At 58.5% G+C, this 24,321-nt stretch carries 17 protein-coding genes and 5 pseudogenes; 7 read left to right on the forward strand and 15 right to left on the reverse strand.

What is annotated here, in order from left to right:
* Positions 1-10 precede the first annotated feature (10 nt).
* The 4 genes from ACWAT4_RS43010 to ACWAT4_RS43025 form a co-directional block, all read right to left on the reverse strand.
* Complete coding sequence (locus ACWAT4_RS43010; protein ID WP_128929905.1) at positions 11-619, reverse strand: SAM-dependent methyltransferase; 609 nt, start codon at positions 617-619, stop codon at positions 11-13.
* Between the two features lie 80 nt (positions 620-699).
* On the reverse strand, positions 700-2,010 hold the full coding sequence (nodC, locus tag ACWAT4_RS43015; protein WP_128929904.1) for a chitooligosaccharide synthase NodC: 1,311 nt from the start codon (positions 2,008-2,010) through the stop codon (positions 700-702).
* Between the two features lie 7 nt (positions 2,011-2,017).
* Positions 2,018-2,662, reverse strand: a complete 645-nt coding sequence (nodB, locus tag ACWAT4_RS43020; RefSeq protein WP_128930191.1) for a chitooligosaccharide deacetylase NodB — start codon at positions 2,660-2,662, stop codon at positions 2,018-2,020.
* Positions 2,663-2,673: 11 nt separating this feature from the next.
* On the reverse strand, positions 2,674-3,267 hold the full coding sequence (locus ACWAT4_RS43025; protein ID WP_128929903.1) for a NodA family N-acyltransferase: 594 nt from the start codon (positions 3,265-3,267) through the stop codon (positions 2,674-2,676).
* Between the two features lie 725 nt (positions 3,268-3,992).
* Between ACWAT4_RS43025 and ACWAT4_RS43030 the strand changes: the two genes are divergently transcribed.
* Positions 3,993-4,934 carry a LysR family transcriptional regulator gene (locus tag ACWAT4_RS43030; RefSeq protein WP_128929902.1) on the forward strand — a complete coding sequence of 314 codons (942 nt, stop codon included), beginning with the start codon at positions 3,993-3,995 and terminating at the stop codon, positions 4,932-4,934.
* A 205-nt stretch (positions 4,935-5,139) separates the two neighbouring features.
* Here the strand turns inward: ACWAT4_RS43030 and ACWAT4_RS43035 are convergent, their stop codons facing one another.
* Positions 5,140-5,556 carry a MerR family transcriptional regulator gene (locus ACWAT4_RS43035; RefSeq protein WP_128929901.1) on the reverse strand — a complete coding sequence of 139 codons (417 nt, stop codon included), beginning with the start codon at positions 5,554-5,556 and terminating at the stop codon, positions 5,140-5,142.
* A 560-nt stretch (positions 5,557-6,116) separates the two neighbouring features.
* On the opposite strand from ACWAT4_RS43035, the pseudogene ACWAT4_RS43040 reads away from it, so the two are divergent.
* Positions 6,117-6,655: pseudogene (locus tag ACWAT4_RS43040) on the forward strand (IS30 family transposase); the annotation flags it as partial.
* Positions 6,656-6,806: 151 nt separating this feature from the next.
* Here the strand turns inward: ACWAT4_RS43040 and ACWAT4_RS43045 are convergent.
* The 3 genes and pseudogenes from ACWAT4_RS43045 to ACWAT4_RS43055 all read right to left on the reverse strand — a co-directional run bounded on the left by ACWAT4_RS43045 (position 6,807) and on the right by ACWAT4_RS43055 (position 7,468).
* Entirely contained in the window at positions 6,807-7,004 is a 198-nt protein-coding gene (locus ACWAT4_RS43045; RefSeq protein WP_167506288.1) for a DDE-type integrase/transposase/recombinase, read from the reverse strand.
* Positions 7,002-7,142, reverse strand: a pseudogene (locus ACWAT4_RS43050) (IS3 family transposase); the annotation flags it as partial. The pseudogene ACWAT4_RS43050 and the gene ACWAT4_RS43045, both read right to left, overlap by 3 nt.
* Positions 7,076-7,468: a transposase gene (locus ACWAT4_RS43055; RefSeq protein ID WP_128929899.1), complete on the reverse strand. Its 393-nt coding sequence runs from the start codon at positions 7,466-7,468 to the stop codon at positions 7,076-7,078. The gene ACWAT4_RS43055 and the pseudogene ACWAT4_RS43050, both read right to left, overlap by 67 nt.
* Before the next feature lie 655 nt (positions 7,469-8,123).
* Between ACWAT4_RS43055 and hisC the strand changes: the two genes are divergently transcribed.
* Together hisC and ACWAT4_RS43065 are read left to right on the forward strand one after the other, a co-directional pair.
* Positions 8,124-9,176, forward strand: coding sequence for a histidinol-phosphate transaminase (gene hisC, locus ACWAT4_RS43060; protein WP_232995662.1), 1,053 nt, complete (start codon positions 8,124-8,126; stop codon positions 9,174-9,176).
* Positions 9,177-9,213: 37 nt separating this feature from the next.
* Entirely contained in the window at positions 9,214-10,227 is a 1,014-nt protein-coding gene (locus tag ACWAT4_RS43065) for an LLM class flavin-dependent oxidoreductase (RefSeq protein ID WP_128955129.1), read from the forward strand.
* A 948-nt stretch (positions 10,228-11,175) separates the two neighbouring features.
* Here the strand turns inward: ACWAT4_RS43065 and istB are convergent.
* The 4 genes and pseudogenes from istB to ACWAT4_RS43085 form a co-directional block, all read right to left on the reverse strand.
* Positions 11,176-12,060: pseudogene (istB, locus tag ACWAT4_RS43070) on the reverse strand (IS21-like element helper ATPase IstB); the annotation flags it as partial.
* A pseudogene (gene istA / locus ACWAT4_RS43075) lies at positions 12,057-13,529 on the reverse strand (IS21 family transposase). The pseudogenes istB and istA, both read right to left, overlap by 4 nt.
* A gap of 281 nt (positions 13,530-13,810) precedes the next feature.
* Positions 13,811-14,836 carry an IS110 family RNA-guided transposase gene (locus ACWAT4_RS43080; protein WP_164934317.1) on the reverse strand — a complete coding sequence of 342 codons (1,026 nt, stop codon included), beginning with the start codon at positions 14,834-14,836 and terminating at the stop codon, positions 13,811-13,813.
* Positions 14,837-15,074: 238 nt separating this feature from the next.
* On the reverse strand, positions 15,075-15,383 hold the full coding sequence (locus tag ACWAT4_RS43085; RefSeq protein ID WP_128929896.1) for an integrase core domain-containing protein: 309 nt from the start codon (positions 15,381-15,383) through the stop codon (positions 15,075-15,077).
* Between the two features lie 355 nt (positions 15,384-15,738).
* Here ACWAT4_RS43085 and ACWAT4_RS43090 point away from each other — a divergent pair, with 355 nt between their 5' ends.
* Positions 15,739-15,885 (forward strand): IS66 family transposase, encoded by a 147-nt coding sequence (locus ACWAT4_RS43090; RefSeq protein WP_128929895.1) that lies wholly within the window; start codon positions 15,739-15,741, stop codon positions 15,883-15,885.
* 169 nt (positions 15,886-16,054) lie between these two features.
* Here ACWAT4_RS43090 and ACWAT4_RS43095 read toward each other — a convergent pair whose 3' ends face one another.
* Positions 16,055-16,726 (reverse strand): FkbM family methyltransferase, encoded by a 672-nt coding sequence (locus ACWAT4_RS43095; protein ID WP_128929894.1) that lies wholly within the window; start codon positions 16,724-16,726, stop codon positions 16,055-16,057.
* An 839-nt stretch (positions 16,727-17,565) separates the two neighbouring features.
* Entirely contained in the window at positions 17,566-18,795 is a 1,230-nt protein-coding gene (dctA, locus tag ACWAT4_RS43100) for a C4-dicarboxylate transporter DctA (protein WP_206733223.1), read from the reverse strand.
* Between the two features lie 985 nt (positions 18,796-19,780).
* Between dctA and nolL the strand changes: the two genes are divergently transcribed.
* The gene (gene nolL / locus ACWAT4_RS43105; RefSeq protein WP_128929892.1) at positions 19,781-20,911 is read left to right on the forward strand and encodes a nodulation factor fucose acetyltransferase NolL; all 1,131 of its coding nucleotides are present in this window, start codon (positions 19,781-19,783) and stop codon (positions 20,909-20,911) included.
* A 9-nt stretch (positions 20,912-20,920) separates the two neighbouring features.
* Positions 20,921-21,207, forward strand: a pseudogene (locus tag ACWAT4_RS43110) (transposase domain-containing protein); the annotation flags it as partial.
* 1,897 nt (positions 21,208-23,104) lie between these two features.
* On the opposite strand, the gene ACWAT4_RS43115 reads toward ACWAT4_RS43110, so the two are convergent.
* The gene (locus ACWAT4_RS43115) at positions 23,105-23,911 is read right to left on the reverse strand and encodes a helix-turn-helix transcriptional regulator (protein ID WP_128929890.1); all 807 of its coding nucleotides are present in this window, start codon (positions 23,909-23,911) and stop codon (positions 23,105-23,107) included.
* Positions 23,912-24,321: the final 410 nt, after the last annotated feature.

A 24,321-nucleotide genomic window follows, 5' to 3' on the forward strand; every position in this document is an offset into this window, starting at 1 on the left:
AGCGAATGCACTAGTCTGGCAAGTTCGACTTAGTGCGAAAAGACGCAATCAAACAATCTTCGTCGATGCTCGCGCCACGGCATTGTACGCGCTCAGTCTCGACCAGATGTTCATTCAAAACATCAAGCATTGTTTCGGCACCCGCAGGATGCCCCCAACGCTGACAAGAGGCGTCACGCGCTGATCCGAAAACGAGCCGTCCGCTGGGCGCCAGCATTCGCGTGAGCTTCTCGATGGCGTCACCCATCTGGCCGGTATCTTCAAGATAATAAAGCACTTCCGCCACCACGATCAGGTCGAATGGATTAGTTGCGTTGAGGTCCCGCACGTCAGAGATGTGCCAGGCGATATGAGGCCATTGAGCTTGCTCCCTTGCTCGAGTGATCGCACGCGGCAGAACGTCGATTGCTACGAGTTGCTGGCAGTGGGGCGCCAGCTTTGCCGTGAAGACGCCCGCTGCGCAACCCACCTCAAGCGCGTTACCGACCGCGCCTTCCGCGAGGCACAGACGGAGCAAGTGCGCGTGGCGCTCTTGCTCGAATGGGTTCGCGTTGAGCCGCCACGGGTCGTCCGCCTCCATCTCCCGCTCGAGCAAGCGCAGTACCTTATCGAATGTCATTCACCCTTCCTTACTTTAGTGCGCTTGTTTTCGCCGCGTTTGAGCGCGGTCCTAGATCACAGGCCGAGCGTTGGAGCGCCTTAACGGGTGGTCCCCTCCCCGGTGACCGCCAGCGCTGCCGGCTGTCGCCGAGCGGCATCATGGTGACAGGCGTCACGTTCGTGGATCGTTTCCGGAGCCCCGCAGAGTGATGCCGGAGGCGTCGTACGGGAGAGCCAGTTACTGTTATCCAATGTACACAATGCATAGGCTTTCAAGGGAAGCACTAGGAACAGATTGATTGGCGTGTGCAACGCGAAGCCAAGAAATCGCACCTCACGAGCACGAATCGCCGCTGTGGTGCACCGCATCAGCGTTAGCGATGAAATAGCAACGATCGTCAACCATGGTATGGTGTGCGTGGTCGCAAGCTGAGCGAGCCCGGTCATTATGGACAGAGCCAAAAGAAGAGGGCCAAGGTTCTGTCCGATAACATCTAATGTGAGATAGCCATTAAGATGAGGCAGCAGCCGCAGTGCTAGCAGCGTGTCGCGGAACGTACTGCGTGCCCAGCGTAGTTGTTGACGCAAATAAGGTCCGAGCCTGTCGGGAACGACGGTTGCGGCTATCGCATCTGGAACGTATTCAGTTCGAAACCCTGCCTGCAGCATAAGTATTGTGAGGTGACGATCCTCGCCGAAATCACTGGGCTTCCCGCGGAAATATTGCGTTTCATACTTGTCGAGCAGCGATGTAAGAGCCGAACGGCGATACATGGCGCAGGGTCCGCAGCAGCACATAACAGCACCGAAGCTGGCTTGTGCAGCGCGTTCTTCGTTACAAGCAAGCCAGTACTCCATGTCGATGAGCCGCGTGAGCCAAGTGCGATCCCGATTGGTCGCGACCAGATGGCCCATAGCGGCACCAACTTCCGGCTCGTGCATGCTAGCTGCTAGTTTTGTGACGACATCGACTGCGAGCGTCGTATCAGAGTCGACGTTGAGAACCAGGTCTCCAGATGACTGCCGGATGGCACAAATCTGCGCCTTCCTCTTGCCTACGTTCTTTCGCAGAATGATAAAGCGAAATCGTGTATCTTGCGCGTAAGCGTCGTGGACAGCTTTGACAGCAGCGAGGTTTTGAGAGCCATCGTCAACGACATAGACGCGCAGTCGTCCAGTAAAATCCTGGGCGGCAATCGAGCCTAAGCACGCCGACAGGGTGTCTGGCGTTTCATTGTAGCAAGGAACGATAACGTCGACACTGGGCATCGTTTCGTGATCGACGTCCGTGAGTGGCGGCGATGAGGCCCGGCTCTTTATTGCATAGATCATTTGAGCGCTCTTATAAAACGCTGAAAGGATTGTGTATGATCCAATCGCGGCAGTGCTGGCGGTCACAAGCAGGCTCATTCTGGTCTCAGTGAAAGTGAGGAATGGGACGAATTGCAAAGCCGCGACTGTGCAATGCGGGAATTAGCTGGCTGACGGCGCATACTGTCTGATCGCGCAGCCTTTGATCATGACCCCAATTGCGTTCATCGGGAGGGCAGCCATCGTGCAAAAGAACAATGGCTCCAGGTTGGATGGAGCTCAGTACCGCGCTGACGATCGCATCCGCACCAGGCCGAGACCAGTCGCGAGGGTCTACAGACCAGTGAAGTGCGCCGAGCCCAGCGCTCGCGGCGCAGGAGAGCACATGTTCGGTCCAGAGCCCATATGGCGCACGCACATGTCGGAGCCGAGCCTCCGGGCAAGCCGACTTAATGGCACAGTTCGCGTGTGCAATCTCCGACGCGACTTTCGTTGGCTCGCATTTCGAGAGATCGGGATGGTTCATGGTGTGGTTTGCGAGTTCGTGTCCGTCGGAAACTATCCTGCGCGTAATGTGCGGATGTTCTGCTGCATATCTGCCGATGACGCAGAACGTCGCCGGCACGTTATGTTGGGAGAGGATGTCTAAGATGTGCGGGGTATAAAAAGAGTGCGGCCCGTCGTCGAACGTCAAGTGGACGCTTGGTGAGTCAGCATACTGCCTGCCATCGCCAACGCTTGTTAAGTGCATAGAGAGGCCTGTCACAGTTCGGGCCCGTTTCGCTCAATTGTCGTTCCGGGCGGCCATTCGCTCAACGGCTTTCCGACAGGCAAAACGACGAGAAGAGCGTCGTCTGTTCGCGTGGGCGGCAAAGCAGGATAGACCTCCGCCAGCGTAGAACGGACGCGTATACCCGGAATGATCGAGGCCAGCCCTGGGCGATCGAGCAACCTCGTGATGTGCGTTTTGAGCGCATGACGGACTGTGCCAAATCCGAAAGGAACGCCCATCAGGTGTAGTGTAGGATACATTGCGCGTACAGAGTGTGGCACTCCCAGACCCTCTAGGTCGGGGCGTACCGCGTACAATCCGAGTTCGGCCACCAACACGTCGGCATCGCCGACCTTGATGAACCGTCGCAGCGCGCCAAGATGAGCCGCAACGCCCCTGCTGTCGTAGCCGACACATCGGAGCTCGGGCCTCGCACCCGCCCAGCTCCGATAGCCCTCAAAGGGACGTGCATTGAACGTTCCGGTCGGTCCGTAAGCCGCTCGTAAGAATGCCGAGAGCTGGATATGATCCGATAGCTCCAACTCATTCTCCCAGCACGTCCGCCACTGTATTGGGGGGCGCATCGACCCATCTCCTACGTTTGGCTTCATTGCCGTGTATGCATGAGGTGAGGCGCTACAGCAGGGTGCGCACGGAATCGAGCGCACGGGGCTGCTGCAGGCGCTCTCCTGCGGTTCGGCGAAGAACGACTTGGGAATGCGGCGCAATGCGTAGCAGGCCGCGGGAGCCCTACAGGAATCCTGCTAGAAAGAAGGTGGGTGCGGTCAGGTTGTACAATATACGATGGTATATCGGCGTCCTTTCGCGGACATATCGGCGTCCTGCGAGTTGCGAGACAAAGCACCTCTGATGTATTACTCGCCTTAAAGATGTTTGATGGGGTGATCGAGGTGGTTTGAATGTGTGAACTGGTACGGGCTACTAATGTAAGACATGGCGCGCTCGAACTGGGATAGCGCCTGTTGCTGTTTGCAAGGGGCACGCATGGTGGTGTCGATTGGATGGGGCGCGCTGTCCGATTGATCGTTGTAAAGAGCCCATTGCCGCTTGATAACTGGGTCGCGAGACCAAGGGGTCTGCAGGGCTGAGACCATATGTGAGCTTCAAGAAATGCCTGGGGCGGTGTCGCTATGATTCGCGGTTCACTATGTTCAATGCGCAGCGCCACGATCGTGGTCTCCAAAATCTAACGTGTTGCGTCGGACACGTCACTTTTATTCCATCGTGGCGCGCGCGGGTAAAATCGATTGTTTAGATGAGTTACATCTACACTGCGGATGAATGAACAATGCGGTTTCGTGGCCTAGATCTAAATCTGCTCGTCGCTCTTGATGCCCTGATAGCAGAGCGTAACTTGACGGCAGCAGCACGCAGCATCAACTTGAGCCAGCCCGCAATGAGTGCGGCGGTCGCCCGCCTGCGTGCGTATTTCAAGGACGAGTTGTTCACGATGAGCGGCCGTGAACTTGTCCTGACCCCACGCGCAGAGGCTCTCGCCTCACCTACTCGCGAAGCGTTACTGCACATTCAGCTTTCCATCACGTCTCGCGAGCCCTTTAGGCCGGACGAATCAAATCGCCGTTTTCGCCTTTGCATGTCCGATTTCGCGGCTATCGTGCTTATTCGCAAGGTGATTGAGCGCGTCGCGCGAGAGGCGCCCGGCATCAAATTCGAGCTGATGCCACTGGCCGATCCATTCGACCACCCCCTTCAGCGGGGTGCGGTCGACTTTATCATTCTTCCCGACGTGTACACGACGGATGAGCATCCGAAGGCCACGCTATTTGATGAGACGCTGGTTTGCGTGGGCTGCCGTTCCAACAAGCGATTGGCGCGACCGCTGACGTTCTCAAGCTACATGTCCATGGGGCACGTTGCTGTCCGGTTCGGCCGTTCTCGCGTCCCGTCAATCGACGAATGGTTCATGCAGGAGCATCGAGTTAAGCGGCGCGTGGAGGTCGTGGTTCAGGGCTTCAGCATGATGCCCCACATGCTCGTCGGGACGAACCGGGTAGCGACCATGCCGGCAACGTTGGTGCGGCATTTCGCAAAATCGCTACCCTTGCGCGTTGCAAAGCTTCCCCTGCCGTTGCCTGGCTTTACGGAGACGCTGCAATGGCCTGCACTGCACAACAATGAGCCTGCAAGCAAGTGGATGCGCCAGGTCTTGCTTGAGGAAGCCGCTCGCCTCGGTTCGTCACAGGAGGAACCAAGCCTGGCTCCTGAGTAGCGCGTCCCCCAATTGGGGCCGTTCAGACGCGGCGGAGCATGTCGCGCTAAGCCTTCAATTACTGGCCTCCACGTGACACGGGTTGGCCGCAGCAAATGACCCGCATGCCCTTGTTGGTCGTCGGAAACGGTGTCGCGCAGCGGCGTCCAGACAGGCGACGGCCCCACTCTGATTGCCGCCGAGCGCGCCGTTCGAGCAGAGGTACTCACATGTCGACTTTACCCGGAGGTCGGTTCAGATGGTTGGGTAGCTCGTCTAGCCGGACATCTGCGTCGACATTCTGAGCGAGGCGGCGCAGCAGATCGCGGACGGCGGTTGCGCGCATCACTTCGCGCTCTGCACGTTCCAGCTGCTCGCTCAACAAACGCGAAAGAGACGAGCGTCCTTCAAGAGCGCTCCGGATTTCCTGAAGCGAAAGGCCGAGCCGGCGAAGTGCGACTATGTGGTAAACGCGTGTCAAACTGTCGGCGTCGTACATGCGATGGCCGCCGCACGTACGCTGAGAAGCAGTGAGCAGTCCTGTCTGCTCATAGTGACGCAATGCCCGCACCGTGACGCCGGTGGCATCTGCAAGTTCACCAATGCGCCGCCACCGACGCTTATAGAATGAAGGCCTGTTCATAGCCGGACCTGTACAACCTGACGCCAGGGGAGGTTCAAGCGCTTTCGGACCGCTTGCCTGGCAGGGCGGCGGCGTGTCGTAGATCGAACGAAGCTTGCGATACGCGGGTGTTGCGGCAGGCCATGTAGCGCAATATTGCGCTAATAGCGCATCCGGCCTGAACTACGTTGAGGGCGCTACAAGCTGCATCAGCCTGACAAATGAACGCAGATCGTCCGCGGCGGACGTGCGTTCAAGAATGAGCGTCGCGAGTGCTGTGCGATTCGCAGGAGTTCGCATGCAATCGGGGAGCGCAACGACGGCCTCATCAAGAAGACGTCCGAGCATTAAGAGGTCTTCGGGAGTATAGATGCGGCCTGGCATATGCAACGTGGTCCCTTAGCTTGTATTCAAATCCGTCACGTCGGCGCGGCTCCTTACAAAGGGGTTTGGCTGCTATGAGGCAGAACGGAGACGGACCTGGGGCGCGTAGGACCGGAGACTTGAAAAAACGCAGGCTCCTCGGCCCGGGCACGGAGAAGCTCTCAGGTGCCCCCGCCTAGAGGAGCGAGTTTAAGCGACAACGCCCCGCCGAAGCGGCCGATCGCGCGGTGCCGGTCACTGGGAGGGAGACCTCATCCTTGGTCTTGGCAGCTCGGTGATCGGCACGCTGGTTGAGCGTACGACGCGCTTCACGATGCTGCTGCATCTTCCCCGGGTTGCGGGGCATGGCGAAGCTCCGCGCATGAAGAATGGGCCTGCTCTCGCAGGGCACGGAGCTGAAGCGGTGCGCGGCGCGATTACGCGCACCATCATCAGCTTGCCCGAAGAGCTGCGTCGTTCGCTGACCTGGGATCAGGGAGCTGAAATGGCTCAGCACGATCGTCTTAAGATCGACGCGGGTGTCCAAATCTACTTCTGCGATCCGCAAAGCCCATGGCAGCGTGGCACCAACGAGAACACAAATGGGCTGCTGCGTCAGTACTTCCCGAAAGGCACCGACCTGAGCGGCCACAGCGCCGACGAGATCGCCGCTGTGGCCGCGGCCCTCAATGCTCGACCGAGAAAAACCCTGGGTTAGAAAACGCCGGCAGAGGCCCTTGACGAGTTGCTATCGTGAGTGAACACAATCTGTGTTGCGACGACCGCTTGAATCCGCCTTGAACGCCGCGATCGGAATGGTGGATCAGGCCGGCACTTGGCCGCCGCGCCGCGATCGCCATCCGCAACGCCGCCAAGGCCAGCTCGGCGCGCAAATGATCCGCCATCGCCTAGCCGACAATCCTGCGGCTGTACAGATCCATGACGGCAGCCAGATAGAGCCAGCCCTGATCGGTCTCGATGTAGGTGATATCGGCCAGCCAGATCCGGTTCGGCGCAGTGGCGATGAAGTTGCGGTCGAGCAGATTGGGGGCGATCGGCAGGTCGTGGCGGCTGTCGGTGGTCCGCACCCGACGTGGCCGCGCCATGATGGCCCTGCTGCCGTGACGCCGCATCAACCGCTCGATGCGACCACGGCTCGCCCCGCGGCCCTGATCCTTCAACTCGGCATGGATACGCGGGCTGCCATAACGCCCGCGGGTGTCGCGGTGGACCCGCCTGATGTCGTCGACGAGGTCACGATTGGCAGCAGATCGTCGGCTCCCCGGGCGCGAGCGCCAGGCATAATGCGCAGCCGCTCGTTCTCTCGCTGCAAACGCGCGATCTCTGCCGCGTGGTCCGCCGACGGCAGCGTCGCCCGCGTCGTGGGGCGCCGCGCCGCCGCCGTCGGCTGCAGCCGAACCCCTCGCTGCTCCACCCACCGCCGCAGCACGGACTCTCGCAAGCCAAGCTCCTTGGCAACAGATCCGATCGAGCGCCAACTCGATGTTACGAGATCAACCGCTTGCCGCTTGTAGTCGTCCGTAAGCGACCGACGCTGACGTCCTTCCATCCGACACCTCCTGGCTCTTCGAGCCTACTACAGGTGTCCATCAATTCGGAGGAGGTTCACGGGTGCAACAAGGGAGATCGGTAATATCCGGAGCCAATGTGCGGTGTGGCACCGGGCTGTTTCTGATCGGTGCGGCATTCAGCGGCAGAGGCTCAACAGGTCATTTGAACAGGCCGGGGGGCAGGCGGTTTGCTTTTGGCGGCCCTGTGGCGAAAGGAGTGATCTGTGAACGGCGGCATTATTGGTTCGGATTGTGTGTGCTTCCAGCTGATTAATGTCGGTCTGCAGGAGCGGCCTTGGGATAAACCACTTGAATCGACCGCAGGGTCAGGTTGTACACGGAAAAGGTGGAAGCGCACAGGCGTGCCGAGTGAGCTCGATTGGTAAGCAATGGCTATGGCGATCGCGCTAGATGCTGTCGGTTAGGGCTGCATTTTGACGCCTTGCTGTGTGACAGCCTCGAGTGTCTTCAACCGAACCCATAGAGCCCAATGTGGGGCACTGTGACCGGCTTTGAACAAACCAAGAGGTGAGGTGCGGCTGGTCCGCAACAGAGATAGGGAAAGCAGCGCGACCTGCGGCAGCAGGCGGATGTCGGGCTGCATAGAGGAGGATCTGGATGTCAGGTGACGAGGAATACCTTCATCGACATGCTATGGCAGACAGGAGTCTCGCGGAAGGCAGATCCGCCGGGATCGCTGCGTACTCGCTGCCATGCGTGAACCTCAACAGGAACGAAAACCCGTTCCCGATGCCTGACGTAGTCATGCGGGCTGCGTTTGCCGCGATTGGAACCCACAATAGGTATCCGGAGGAGGACAGCGGCGGCTTACGATCAGCGGCCGCGCGAGCCTATGGGGTCTCTGTCGAGCAGGTGATCGCAGGAAATGGCTCATCGGAGATTCTCGCACTTATTTACCGGGGGTTTCTTGCCGCTGGCGATACTGTCGGAATGTTGTCGCCCGGCTTTTCGTTCAATCATAAATTGGCGGCGGTGAACGGAGCGCGCTTGCTTGAAGTTGATTGGGCCGATCACAATGCTCTGCCGGCGAGCCAAAGTGTTCGGCAGGCGGCAGGAGACGCAAAGTTCATCGTGCTCGCCAACCCAAATAACCCAACAGGGACATTCGTTCAGATCGCGGAAATTGAGCGACTGGTCGCTGAAACGGATCAGCTTATCGTGCTCGATGAGGCGTATGTCGACTTTGCTCCAGACAATGCACTGGGTCTGATCGACCGATATCAGAATCTTCTGCTGCTAAGGACGTTTTCGAAGAGTTACGCTGCAGCGGGCCTTCGCATCGGCTTTGGCCTCGGTAACCCGCGGGTGATTGCAAGACTGCGTAGCATACAGAACCCTTTCAACATGAGCGTGATTAGCCAGTCCGTTGGCGTCAGCATCCTCGAGCATCGTAATGCCTACGATCAGTGCATTGAATGCATTGTTCAGGAAAGGGAGAGAACTATGGTGGCGCTGTCGGCGCTTGGATTCTATGTCCTGCCATCACATGCAAACTTTGTATTGGCTCGCGTACCGCTTGGGTACGACGGTAGATGGTGGCAGCAAGCCTTAGAGAGGAAGAATGTGAACGTTGCGGTGTTTCCCGAGGGGGACCTTGGGGGCTTCATAAGAATCTCAATAGGTGCGGCGGAGCAGATGGACACCTGTTTATCTGTGGTCAGTGGCATTGCTGGGGGGCTGATCTGATTAATGAGAACGATTTCGTCAAATCGGGAGGACTAACGTGACAAATGTATCACGTCGAATACGGCTTGGAATCTTTGACCACTTGGACGAAGACGGTCTCGACTTATCGCAGCAGTATAACGATCGACTGGTGTTGGCCGAAGCGTGTGACCGGTTGGGATACCACGCGTACCATCTTGCCGAGCACCATTGCACACCGCACGGGCGATCGCCCTCGCCTAACGTATTTCTGTCGAGCGTTGCGCAGCGTACGAAGCAGCTCCGCATCGGGCCGATGGTCATGCTGCTAAGCCTTCAGCACCCCCTTCGGGCCTATGAAGAGGCATGCATGCTGGATCATTTGAGCGGCGGTCGTCTTGAGCTCGGTATCGGGTGGGGCTCTCTACCGATTGAATTGGGGTACTTCGGGGTTAGCGCAGAGAGCGCTCGCGAGCTGTATTCCGAAGGAATGGAGATCTTGACCAGAGCGATGCGAGGCGGGACCTTGTCCTACGAAGGTCAGCATTATCGCCTCCACGAAGTGCCGTTAGCAATTACGCCTTATCAGCGTCCCCATCCACCGACCTGGATTCCCGTGAGCCAGCCCGGCTCTGCGCGAGCGGCCGCTGAGATCGGTGCCAATATCGCGAGCATTGGCCCGGCCTCTATGGTTCGGAAATCGACTGACGCGTACCGCGCGTGCAATTGGCGCGGAGGGGCTCCGCTTGTCGGTTTGCTTCGCATGATTGTAGCAGACACTTCGGAAGCTCATGCGTATTCGCTAGCTGCAGCGGCTTACGACAGATGGCTCACGAGCTTTAGGGTCCTTTATGATCTCAGCGGGGTACCTGCCCCTCCGAACCTTCCGCCAACCTTCGAAGCAGCAATTGAAAGTGAATTGTGCGTTGTCGGAACCGCCGCTTCTGTGCGAAGTGTCCTTATTGATCACCTGGAGCAAGCGGGAGCTAACTATCTTCTCTGCCAAGTGGCCTTTGGCGATCTCCCGCTTGTTGCGGCCTTGAACACGGCGACTATTCTCCGGTCCGAACTTATGGCGGGAGGCGGCCCATGAACCTCTTAGGATAAGAGTGATAAACCTTTCGGTGGGCTGAAGCCCATGATCCTCTCTGGACAGGCGCTGCGGCGCCAGGTCGAGCGCCTGTGAAGCGGATGCCCGCTCGGCTGCACCTAGTGCAGTCGAGCGGGCACATCAAGTGTTCGAAGCATGGTTGTCCCAGGCGGCGCGGGTGAGTACTCCAGGTCTGCTCATTCGGCGGGCTTTCCGGGCGCTGAACGAGCGAGTGGTGGTGCCTCGCAAGGTGGCGAGGTCCGATGACCTCGAGGTGGGCTCTGTATTTAACAGGAGAGTGACGACCGACTGAGGGCGGATCAGTCAGCCGAGCAATGCGAAATGTCAAAGAGAGACAGAAGCTGTTGTAGTAGGAGGTTAGATGGCGAGAAGTTGGTTAGGAAGATGAAGGTTTGTGAACTTGTCGAGCTTTTGTCGAGATGCGAGCAGGATGCGGTAGTCGTCATCACGGACGGTTCGTCGTCCTCGATTGCCGTGGCTGTGGTTTGCACGGTCCAAACCGGATGGGCCCACAGCCAGCAAGCGAACCCCAATTTGTCATTCCTGCCCGACGGATTGGATCATGCCATGTTACCGAGAGGTAGCAATTTGGCGCGTGGGGTGAGATTACTTGGCCCTAGATGTGAGCCGTTGTTGCTCCTTCAGTAGACATTCCGGGGACGACAGTGCCGGCGTCTGTCCCCAGTCTGGCGTCATCCGTGCTTGACTGTTGGACGGGCGGCTCGTTCCGACAAAGGCATGGAACTTGGCGACTCCCATTTGGAACTTCTGGAACTACATCAGCAGCCGTAGACTTTGACTGACCCCCAACGATTATCCAGCCCTGAGTACACTCTGGCTGTTGGATTCCCGATTGGGGTCGTAGCGACGGGAGCTGATGTAGCGCGGCAATCTGGGTAGGAAGTGCGCGGCAATCAGGATGGCGAGGCGTGTCGCGGCCTGATGATGATTGCCGCGATGATTGTCGCGCGCAAGAGTTTTGTTGAACTCTGATTGTCGCGCAGCGTCAATCAGCGACGGTTTTGGATGTCGCGTGCGATGGCGGCCGTCCGGGACCGCGTTTTCGTTCGAGGGCGGTCCGTCTGCGATAGCTCTCGACGTTCATCTCGACGATGGTGGCGTGATGAACGAGGCGATCGATAGCGGCCAGGTCATGGCGGGGTCCGGGAAGACCCTGTTCCATTCGCCGAATGGCTGATTGGCGGTGATCAGCATCGAGCGGCGCTCGTAGCGTGCGCTGATGAGCTCGAACAGCACGCTGGTCTCGGCCTGATCCTTGGTGACGTAAGCGAGATCATCAAGAATCAGGAGATCGAAGCGATCGAGACGATTGATGGCCGCCTCGAGGTTAAGCTCGCGTCGCGCTAGCTGGAGCTTCTGCACGAGATCGGTGGTCCGGGTGAAGAGGACGCGCCATCCGTTCTCGATGAGGGCCAGGCCGATCGCTGCCGCCAAGTGGCTCTTTCCGCCGCCGGGCGGGCCGAACAACAGCAAATTGGCGCCCTTGCCCAGCCAGCTGTCACCGGCGAGCGCCATCACCTGCGCCTTTGAGATCATCGGCACAGCTTCGAAGTCGAAGCTGTCGAAGGTCTTTCCGGTGGGCAAACGTGCTTCGACAAGGTGTCGTTCGGTCCGACGGCGGCCGCGTTCGGCAATCTCGTGCTCGGCGATGGTCGCGAGGAAGCGGCCGGCCGGCCAGCCTTCCTTGTCGGACTGTTCGGCAAATTGCGCCCACAGCACCTTGATGGCAGGCAGACGGAGCTCATTGAGCAACAGATTGAGGCGCGCGGCATCAACCGTGTTCGTTACGCTCATGCGGCACCTCCGGTCTCGGCGGTACCGATGAGGCATTCGTAGGTCGCAAGCGGCACGAGCTGCACCACGACGTTCGGCAGGTTGGCGGGATCGGGGGCGAAGTAAGCACGTAGCCGGTTGATGTCGGGCAGTTGGCCGGCCTCGAGGTCGGCGGTGAGCTGATCGGCGAGTTCGGTCTCGCAGCCGCGTTCATGAGCGAGCGCGAGGAGATCGACCATGATCCGGCAGGCTTTTTTGTCCGGCAAGCGTTCGCGCAAGCGATCGAAGGTCTTCCGGTAGGCATCGCGCGGGAACAGCCGATCCCGGTAGACCAGATTGAGAAGTGCCATCGGCTTGCGCCGCAGGGAATGGATCACGTGCCGATAATCGACGACCTGGTCGTACTTGCCATTGGGATGCGGCCGCCCACGCGGCAAGGTGACGAGATGGGTGCCCCCGACGAACACGTCGAGACGATCGTCGTAAAGGCGCACCCGCAGCCGGTGACCGATCAGGCGCGATGGCACCGTGTAGAACACCTTGCGCAGGGTGAAGCCGCCGGACGAGGTCACGCGGACGATCACCTCTTCGTAGTCGGAGGTGCGCCGATCGGGCAGCTCCTGCAACACCACGCGCTCGCTATCGATCCGCTTGGCGTTGCGGGCATTGCGGCGGCTGACGATCTCGTCGATGAAGCCGCGATAGGTGGCAAGATCGTCGAAGTCGACAGTTCCGCGCAGCAGCAAGGCGTCCGCGATTGCTCGCTTGAGATGACCGTGAGGCCCTTCGATCGAGCCATTCTCGTGGGCGACGCCTCGATTGTTGCGGGAAGGCCGCATGCCGTAATGGGCACAAAGGGCCTCGTATCGCTGCGTCAGATCGTCCCGTGCATCACGATTGAGATTGCAGAATGCGGCCGACAGACTGTCGGTCCGATGCTCCCGCGGCGCCCCACCGAGCGACCAGAGGGCATTCTGCAGGCCTTCCGCCAGGGCGACGAAGCTCTCGCCGCCAAGCACGACGTGGGCGTGCTCGAACCCGCAATAGGCCAAACGGAAGTGATAGAGACGATGATCCAACGGAGCACCCGCGATCGTCACACCCAACTCGTCCATGTCTGTGAAGTCGGAGAGGCCGAGTTGGCCAGGCTCGTGGGTTTGGCGGAAGATCACCTCCTGCTCCTCGCCGTGGACCGCCCGCTATGCACGGATCCGACGTTCCAGGGTACGACGGATACCGATGCCGAGATCCGGATGACGCCGTAGCATCTCCTCGAACACCGCCACCGGGCGTAAGCCAGGTGCCGCCTTCAGGATCGGGACGATCTCGGTCTCGAACACCTCGCTCAACGGGTCCGGTCGTCGCCGGCCGCGGGGCGCCTTCCTTTGCGATGGAAATCGGGGATCTCTCTCGATCCGATAGGCGGTCGACGCACTGAATGACGCCTTGGCCGCCGCCACTGGCGGGCTATCGGTCTGACGGTACTTCATGTAGAGCCTTCTGTGGTTGCCGCCCGCAATGCAAGAAGTTTCTGACCCTTTGGCGTGTGATCGAGTGCGGTCTTCTGTCAGGCCTTCCTTTACGGCATTTTCAGAAGCCGCTGGCCGGTATGGTGATCCGCGGACCAGGTCCAATTCTCATCTCCGAGCACGTCGGCTCTTTGGCTCTAGCTGGTTTCCTGATCCAGATCTGTTCGATCGTTGCGCCCATTCGGGTCGTCGCCTTCTCACACCCCCTTCGCCAACGTCAGGCTATTTCGTGCTGCATGCAGTCATGCCGTCACTGCCTGCGCTGGGTTCCGATAATCCTCCTTCCGGGTGAGCATGGCCCAAATCGTCCGAGCCATCTTGTTCGCCAAGGCGATCGCCACAAGCATGCGCGGCTTCCTCGCCAGCATCTGCGCCAGCCAGGATCCGCTAGGGATCGACTTGCGCCCGAGCCAGTTCAGCCGCGACATCGCCCCAACGATGAGCAACTGGCGAATGTCCGCCTGTCCTTCCTTCGAAACGCGTCCGAGCCTTTCCTTTCCCCCTGAGGAATGTTGCCGTGGGACCAAGCCGAGCCAAGCCGCGAAGTCTCGGCCACGTCGAAAGGCCGCCATGTCGGGCGCGAAAGCCTCGATCGCGAGTGCGGTCAGCGGGCCGACCCCCGGCATTGTCTGCAGCCGCTGCGCCGTGACCGTCCGCGTCGCCAACTTCTTGAGCTGCTCTGCCTTGGCATCGATCCGCTCCGTCTTGTAGGCGATCTGATCAATGAGACTCCGACATTCCTCGCGGACCAGTTCTGGTAGATCGCTGTTCGGATCTTCGAGGATTGCGTCAATGCGTTTAAGTTGTTCGATTCCTTGCGGGATGATATGGCCGAATTCGTAGAGAACAGAACGCAGCGCATTCACCAGATCGGTGCGCTGATGAACAAGGCGCTTCCGAGCCCGAAAGAGCACTGCCCTGGCCTGCTGTTCTTCCGATTTCGGCTCGACGAAGCGCATCTCGGGGCGCTGTGCCGCGATCACGATTGCTTCGGCATCAGCCGCGTCGTTCTTTTGGCGTTTCACAAAAGGCTTCACATATTGCGGAGCGATCAGTTTCACTTCATGGCCGAGCTTGACCATCTCCCGTGCCCAATAGTGGGCGCTGCCACAGGCTTCCATCACCACCACTGCCGATGGGTGGCCCGCCATGAACTTCCGAAACTGAAGCCGCGACAGTTTCTTTCGAAATTTCAAGTGTCCCGCCATTGACGCCCCGTGGAGCTGAAACACATTCTTGGCTAGATCCACTCCGATCACCGTATCCATCAATTTGCCGTCCTCTTCGCTTCGGGGTTCAAACACTGCGTTCTTGGCACATTACGATGCCGTCTGGGGAGGGCGGCAACCATCCCATCTCATCTGGTGATCTGTGATGTGTCGGCCGGGCACGCGAGTGATTCCTCTTGGCGGAAGAACCACTTGCATAACCCCGCCGGCCGCGATCACCAGTCGGCGCGGTCCTCCTCGGGATCGCGCCGACGCTGGGCTCGTAACTCCGGTCGGGCTACGCCCTCCCTACGTCACGAGCCCAGCGAAACTCTCTCACCTTGATTGACGCTGCCTTCCATCCTGATCGCCGCGCGACAAGCTGACGCGGAGCCTTCGCATAGCGCAGTGCCAGATCCCGGCAGGTGAAGACGAACCCGAACGGGGTCTTCCATCCGAGCTGGGAGTGTGGTCGCGCGTCGTTGTAATCGGCCCGCCGGCACCCAGGCACGACACGGGCCTGGGCAGGGACGTAAACAGCGGCTCGCCCCGCAGCTGGCCATTGAAGTCTTCGATGCGCATTCTGCATAGGCTTGCCGGGCCCCATTTAGTGCCAGGCTAGGCGGCTCTGATCAGCCCACGACATGATGCCATTGCTGTCGGCCTCGCTGTTGTCGTTGACCACCATCTTGGAGTTGCCGCGCTCAATGGAGTTAAATCGGTTGCGCGATCAGCGGTTCGGACGCTGCAGACAGCCTGCGCGGCGGACGTAAGTCCGGTTCGCCGGCGGGGCGGAAGGCAAGCGGGGACCTAGCTGATCGAGAGATCGAGAAGCTCACGCTCAAGAAGCTCCAGCACGAGCAGTTCGGACAGTCCTCCGGAGCGAGGCGCATTGCTGGACTGGCTCGAGCTGCAGCTCGCTGGCCTGGAGGAAAAAGCTGGGCAGTCCAGACCGGTCTCAGGTGGCTGCGGACAAGATGGCGGTGCCATCGTTCGAGCGCCGCAAGCCAGCCCGCCGGCCACTGGCGGAGCATCTCCCACGGGAACGCATCGATCTATGCGCCACCTGCGATCTGCCCATGCATGCCTCCGGGCTGGGAATTGTCTGAGCCGTATCCTGGCGCGCTTTGGATAGCCAACGAGCCACCCTAGGCGGTATGCAAACAAAGCTTCGGCAACTTGCCACTTCATCGTCGGCCCCGCGATAGGAGTGCTGCGGTACAAACAAGCCCGCGAACCGCGCATGTCGGTCATCCACTCTGCCGAGCGTGGCTTTCCTCAAACAGACCGGAGCACCTTGTTTCTAAGCAGAACGTCGCCCTCAATCTCTCGCGGATACAGAGTAACCACTTCGAACGCGGGAAGGAGGTCAAGGATGGAGCGCAGTGAAAGCTGGCCTTCGTACAGTTCGCGGTCACTATACTCGGTGTAGATGAACCGTGTTCTGCCCAGGGTTTTCTGACCGCCAGCGATTACGTCCGACTCAGCTCCTTGAACATCCATCCAGATTAGATCAACAGGGCCGCTGAGACCAGCTTCGCCGCTCCAGTCATCCAGTCGCTGGGTCTCGACCAGAATCGAGTCATCAAAGCGAACCCAATCATATTCTGAAAGGTGATTTTTGGGTCTACGTATGGAGCCCGATAAGTCCCACCCCCTCGCATCTCCGTCCCCATTGCTCGGATGAAACTCGATGGTACCGTTTCGATCACTGATGGCGAGCTGCATGAGCGCCACGTTGGGTCGAGCCAGACGCTTATTCTCCTTGAAGCGAGCTATTGCGCGAGGGTCAGGTTCAAAGCAGTATACGCTGGCGTCTGGACACAGCTCAAGAAATCGCTGTGTGTCGCTACCATCATTGCATCCAATGTCCAAGATAACCGGGCATGTGACCCGAAGATGAGAAACGATCTTCTGGTGTATTTCCAGTGTAGGTAACGACTCTAGCATCTGTCCTTATCCTTTTCGTTGCGATGTGTGTTAACCGGTGGAACCAGGAGCCTGGGAGGTGCTGGCGGGTTGCTCAATAAGGGCACTCGTCGAGTAACGAGTAACAACGTTGAGAGGGCAATGGCAGCTCTGTTGCGAGGCTCTGGCGGATCATTGACCGGGGTAAGTAGCCTTTGGCTCAGAGCCGCGTTCACAAGTGGAAATTGCGAGGTCGAGGAAACGGTGCGGCTACCCGAGAGCACGCGATCGGAGGCGAGACAGGCAACCCTATGGTTGGATAGAGCGTCCACAATCGGTGAGATCTGGCCAAGCAGTAGGCAAATAGGAGCGTATCAACAATCGTGTTTCCGGTAGCGTTCTGCGCCCTAATATTCATTGAGGGATCTCTATTTGCGAGCTCGCACCGAGCTGCTGCTTACTATTGCGCGGCCCACCCTCGGCTGTACAATCGATTTCAATGATGGGCTATATTTGGCTAATGGATAGTTGGCCTCCAGAGGCCAGCGAAAAGGTCATTTAAATACAACACACGCGCAATCACCGTCCGATGGTGGCGCCTGGGGTCTGGCCGCGTGCTGCCGGGCGTACGGGGCCACCCGCACTCGCGATGATTATGGTCATTCAAACTTAGGTGGGGACCCGATGCCCTGCCCTCTCTAAGTTGATGTGCGACACCACGATGGCACGTCACTTACAAAGATGGCATCAATGGCCGTTGACATACTGCCGAGTGAACGGCTCCGGTGCTCGGTTTCAAGACCTATGTTCATACCAACTTGTGCACCGTGCAGGCCGCCGCGCCATGACAGGGTGCGAGATGACGGCCATAACGGCTGCAACTAATAGCTCAGAGCCGCATTAAAGGTCTCTCGGTCGAGCTCGCCCTCGGACGAGGCAACGATCACGCAGGCCACGCCGTTGCCACAGAGGTTGGTCAACGCGCGGCATTCGCTCATGAACTTGTCTATGCCCAGCACGATGGCCATGCCCGGCACGAGCCGTGGATCTACGACCGCGAGCGTCGCCGCCAGCGTGATGAAGCCTGCACCGGCGATGCCAGAGGCCCCCTTCGAGGTCAGCATCGCCACGAGCAGGATCGTGAGTTGCTGGCTGAACGTCAGATCGTAGCCGAGCGCCTGCGAGATAAAGAGCGTCGCTAGCGTCATGTAGATGTTGGTGCCGTCGAGATTGAACGAATAACCCGTGGGCACCACGAGGCCGACCACCGATTTTGAGCAGCCGAGACGTTCCAGCTTCTCCATCAAGGACGGCAGCGCGCTCTCCGAGGACGAGGTGCCGAGCACGATCAGCAGCTCGTCCTTGATGTAGGCGAGGAACTTGAAGATCGAGAAGCCGGCAAGGCGCGCGATAATGCCGAGCACCAGGAGCACGAATAGGGCCGCAGTGACGTAGAAGGTCGCGATCAGGCCCATCAAATTGAGGATCGCGCCGGTCCCGAACTTGCCGATCGTGTAGGCCATCGCGCCGAAGGCGCCGACCGGCGCCGCGCGCATTACGATCGAGATCACGCCGAACACCGCATGCGCGGCATCATCGATGAAGCTGCGGATCAAATGGCCGCGTTCGCCGAGCCCCAGGATAGCGAAGCCGAACAGGACGGAGAACAGCAGCACTTGCAGGATCTCGCCTTGCGCGAAGGCGCCGACCACGGTGTCGGGAATGATGTGCAGGATGAAGTCGACCGACTTCTGGCCTTCGGCCTGCTTGGCGTAGTTGGCGACCGCCTGCGCGTTGGCCGCCGCACTGCCGAAGCCCGCGCCCGGCCTCACGACATTGCCGATGATGAGGCCGATGATGAGCGCGAAGGTGGAGACGACCTCGAAATAGACCAACGCCTTCACGCCGATGCGTCCGACCTTCTTGGCATCATGGATATGGGCGATGCCGGAGACGACGGTGCAGAAGACGATCGGAGCGATCACCATCTTGATCAACTTGATGAAGCCCTCGCCCAGCGCCTTGATCCAGTCATTAGTGGCCAGGTGCGGCCAGCGCCAGCCGACGATGCCGCCGAGAGCAATTGCCGCCAAAACCTGGACATATAGCATTTTATGTGAGCGGGCTCCGGCACGCGGCTGCTCGGCGCGCCCGACGCCTCCAATGGGTTTGGTCATGTCTCCATCCTTCCTGGCGATCGGCTCCCAGTGTGCAGAACGAGCTTTGGCGTTGGCAGCGCCAGTGAGGCATAGTGGCCGGCATGTTATTGGGGCATGTGGGCGTGCTCAGGAAGGCGGCTTAAGCGGTTTCGCCTCAGGCCGATCCCGAGTTCATTCGAGTATTTTTAGGCTGTCGTGGATCAAACCAAAAAGAGCCAGCGATTGAGCTGTTTTTGCGCAGCCTCGTCGCCACCGGTCAGCGGGCAATAGCTGCCTTACACGCTCCCAGTCTAGGTGATCCAAAATCACGACCTTCATCTCCCAGTCGCAGCGTTCCGCCAAGAGGGTCTGTGGGCGTAAGCGCAGGTACTTCACTATTTCACGTTCCTGCATCCAATGTCTAAGGGCGCCTCGCTAGAGAAGACTGCGTTCTTCTTCGAGATCGATCAGGCTGCGTGGCGCATGATAGTAACGGGATGAGGAATCTGGTTATTCCCGGGCATCTGGATCATGCAGACGAAGTGTGCATGCGGACCTCCCCTATTCTCGTGAGCTTTGCCCTAAAAGAGCAAACTGCGTGCCACGAGTGTTACTGTTCAAGGAGAGCCTTATTATTGCGGAGACCATGGGGTGCGTAAACGCAGCCGATTGATTGCGGGTAGCAAGACGACTAATTGTGCAAGAGCTCTGGTAACGGTGGCCGGGCGGCGATCGTCTCACATCATTCACCATCTGGATGTGTCGCATCAATACAACCGATTGTACCAATCTGGAAAGATGAGCAAAGACGAGGAACGGAACGGCGGAATTGTCGCATTCGTTGCAATGATTACGTCAGTTTCGTCGGAGGGTGCACCAATCGGTCGGGAAGCCTTCGAGCCCGATCGGGTCAGCCCAACTGGCGCTCCGCGGGTCGTAAATCGCATGCCGAGGCATCATGTTTCATTGCTCAGCACAATCAACCGAGTGTAGTTCGCAGGCGCTCAAAGGAGCGCCGCGAGACCTAAGCCTTGATTTTGCTAAAGGCATGCTCATCATCTTGGTGATCATCGGACATTTGATACAATACGTTATTTGTAGAAATAACGAATATTGGCATTCGCCTTACTTCAAGTTCATCTACATGTTTCACATGCCGCTCTTCATGGCGATAAGCGGCTATTTGTCCCACGGAGCGCTAGTTTACAAGTCGCTGTCGCGCAGCGTCGCTGATCGTGTGAAGCAATTGTTGCTGCCGGCGCTATTTTGCGGCACGCTTCTCGAAGCAATCAAGTTGGGGGCGTTCAAGCTAGCTACGGGGTCAGTGCCAACAAGCCTGCGTGATGTACTGTTTGACCTTGCGAAGGAGCTAGTAGGCTCATATTGGTTCATTTGGACCACATTTGCCTCATTCCTCGTCATGAGGAGTCTTTTCGCGTTGTGCGGCCGGGTATCGGCCTGGGTGATTGGCACGTCAGCGATCTTTGTTGCCCTCACTCCGTTGACAGTTTCGATAGTGCCATTGGCGCGATACACTTACCCATTCTTTTGCCTTGGAGTCGTGTTCGCTCATTCGAAGGAATGGCGGACGGCCATAATCTCACGATACAAATCGCTCTTGATGGTCTTGCTTAGTGGAATGGCTTGTGCGTGCTATTTCAACTGGAACAAAACAACCTACGCCTACAACAACCTAGTACTGGTTCACGATACAAAGCAAGTGTTGCTTATGTTTCTTGGCTCTGCATCTGCCTCGGCAATTGCAATGGAAGTGTTGCTGCAGGTCTGGCGCTTTGGCTGTTCTAGTCGCGTGGTTCTCTTCGTTGCGGTAGGTCTTGGGCAGCGTACGCTGGTCCTTTATCTGATCCAGGGCGCCGTGTTCCGCTTGATGGACTTTATTTCGTTTGAAAGACCTTTCGAGCTATCAGTTAGAATCGCAATCGCTGCGGCGCTAGGGGCGGGAATTGTTGTCATCGCCGCAGCGATTCAGTGGATTGTGCGCGGCCTTCGAAGGATCTGGGAGTGTCGCCGGAGCGCTACTCGGATCGCTATTGGCCGTGTGGCCTCCGTTTGGGACAGAAGCGTTTAGCGTCGTGACGCCAGATGTGCCATCTTCGAACGCTTCCTGACCGATGGTCGCATCGAGCTCGACTCCAACATCGTCGAGCGCGCCATCAGGCCACAAACAATTACGAGAAAGAATAGTCTGTTTGCCGGCAGCGACGGCGGCAGACGAACCTGGGCGACCATCGCGACACTGTTGCAGACAGCGAAGAAGAACAACGTCGATCCGCTCGCTGGCTTGCTCTCACGCTTCAGCGTATCGCCAACGGCTGGCTGAGCAGCGAAATCCACGCCCTTATGCCATGGAACCACGCCATCTGACGGCCTCACCCTGCCGCTTACACTTGTGCCGTGGTTGGACACGATCATTCCTGGCTTGTCGCGTCGCTCGACGATCGCCGTCAGTTCGCGGGCGACGCGCCATCCTGAGATCCACTGGAGAACCTGTCTTGCACAAAGTCCAGCGACGGCTCGCGTTGGGCCACGCCTCGACAAGGGTCGTGGCACGGTCCCACGGCTTTGTGGCGAGCCCGCCGCTGGCGGACGGGGGGCCTTTCCCGCGATAAAAGTCACTAGATCCGGTTAGTTGCCGGGGCTCTCCCTCGCTGCCGCGGCTCGGCTAGTGCCGGCTATTCGGCTCGTGGATCGCTCAACCAGCCCCGCAGAGCCGTGCGCATGGTGACAGGAGCTAGCGCGATCATCCACTCTTACCCGACCTATCTGAAACCCACTTGGTAGCCGCACACACCTGGTGGATTAAATCGAAAACCGTACGCGAGCTCCAGGGGATATCAGAAAGATAAGAGAGACGAATTCGCGGCTGAGCAAGTTAAATAGCGTCCCATTTGCAGGAGATGCTCGCGCCTGATCGCTGTAAGGTAGACACACATGAATGGATCACCGCACCACGATAAGCTCGTGAGAGCCGAGCGATGCAGCGCACTAATCCAGACTCAACTCGTCAAAACGCGATGTCGTGACGGCAGGCGCAGAGCTCGTGTGGTCCGCGGGGCACCATGCTTTGAGAGTTGCATAATGTGACGCTTGTGATTGGGCAAGCCAGACGAGATACAGACATCAAATGCGATCGCGAAACCGCCAAATCGGGTTAGGGGGGCTCAAGCTCTATTTGCGCCCTTCCCTTCAAGGGTGAACGAGATGCAGCATCCTGCCCGGGGGGCGACGAATTTACCGAGATGTTGTGGAATACGGGAACGACCCCGCACGTTCCAATCCACATGGAACACGAGAGAATTGCACTGGCCCGATAGCGAAGGTTTGTCGTTGCCCACGACTGCTGCTTCGGGCGCAGGCCCCCTGAAGGGCGGATCACTAGCTAATGCCATCATCAATGGCGTGGTTACGAGAGGGATAATAATAGAGAGCCATCGAGTTAGGACCCTGATTAGCGCCGGTGACCGAGAGGCAAGCCAAGTTTTCGCGCCTTCTGACGCAGCGACCCAACGGTACGCTTTGTAAGCTTTGCAATTTGAATGACCGGTGTTTTGGCCCTTGAATGGGCGCGGAGTTCCTTCACGTCCGCTCTACTGTACTCGCGTCGCGCAATCTTCTTTTTTACCTGTTTTGCCATACTTGCTCCGGTGTCCTATTTACGCGAACAATATCAGGAAGGCACCGGTCTTGCCAAGGCTTACAAGCACTTCTGGGATGCATTCGCTAGTCGGCGGCCGTGCCAGCCTCATTCGTGAAGAGCGGCATGTCTTCGGCGGCATCTTTTATCGCCACCCCGGGGGAAGCGCCTGAATGTGCCAGCGTCGCATTTGCATCATCAGCAAGGATTGATCCGCGAACAGTCGGGACTTGCGAGCGCATGATGGATCGGGAGTATCTGTTCGCAGTCGCATCAACCGTTCCTCTCGCTTGAAAGCAAGTGAGCCTGTATAGCGCGACAATCTGGGTGGGGAGCTTCCACCCTAATTGCCGCGCGGCATGAGCCTGAGAAATCGGGGCGCAGCGAACGTGTTGATCTCCCACGCAAGTTAGGCGGCGCAGTGTCGAGCATTGTAAGCGAACTATCCATCACTTCGGGTGCAAGCTATGGTTGTTCTCACTTAGCCGGACGTGACCAAGCGCAGCGTTGGATCGGTAGCACCGGAATTATTCTCTGAGCAGTTCGCGCGCCGGGCATCCGTCGGATCAGGACCAGAAAAGCTCAGGGGATCGTCTGAACTTGTGGGCACCCGGCAGCGGCCATGCTTCATTGCCTTGCCAAAGTACGGTTCTTCGATTTCACTGTATGTCCCTTTGAGAAGCGGCACTCCTCGTTCGTTGGGGAAGCGTAGTGAATAAGGCCGGCGCGGTAGGCTTCTCTGATTGCCACAGTGCGCGTACTTGTACCCATCTTTCGCATAATGTTCTTCATGTGGAAGTCGACTGAATTCCCGCTGATGTGGAGGAGCCGGCCGATATGCCAGGAAGACCTGCCTTCCGCCGCGTGCAAGAGGATCTCTTTTTCACGTGGAGTGAAAGTAACATTCAGATATCGGTTCTCATCTGGTAGGGGCGCGATAAGGCCATAACCGATGTGGAATTGAGAGGCCAGTGCGGCGAGGTGAAGTAAGGAGCCTTTCGGATCAGCCCGATCGCTTTCGGAGGCAAACAGCGCCACGGATACATGGCCCTGCGCTGCGAAAAGGGGAACGCTTATGCCGCGCTTAAAGCCCGCTATTTTGTAGAAATCCAGTGCGCGTTGCTCTTCTGGCAGCAATCGACATCGTGCAGACAGCTCCTCCCAGCATATTGGGCGTGAAAAACGCCGTGATCGATGAATTGCGGGGTCTATATTGCCGTATTCGTGTTCTGCGTAGGGCTTACTCCAGTGGGATGGAAAGTTCGAGGCGATCATGGGGGCAGGACTTTCACGAAGGCGTTTGGGCGGGGCGTATGTTACTGCCGCATATGCTACTGAACCGAAGCCCAGCTTTCCTGCTTTGCTTACCAGCATTTGGAACAGAGGTGAAAGCGACTGCGTGTTGGCTGCGCAATTGATCAAGTCGTAGTTCATAGCTGCCACGCGATGGGTTCATGCTTGGGGAGTTGATTGCGGGGTAGACGAGCGGTCCGACTGATATCGACTGTCATCCGTCTCCCGGTGGCCGCCGAGATGAGGACCAGCGGGCTTGGTTGTAGGTCCTCACTCCGAGACGGTAGTAGCGACTGCCTTTCTTGGCGCTTTGGCATAAGACTGGGTGCGGGCGGTGGCGTCGCTCCTACGGTGTGATGCGCCGCTTGTTCCGACTCGTGCAGGACGAGCGGGATGTATCCGGCGGACCGGCGCTGCGGAAGCCGGCGAGCAAAACTAACGACGTGCTGCCTAAAGGCCCTGCTTTGTTTAAGGCGCGTGCGGCGTCCACATAGGCTCGGATGAACGCAAAGACGTAACTTTTTAGGTAATCGCGAGGTCAGCGTCGCGCG

The organism is Bradyrhizobium sp. T-1, assembly GCF_053592855.1.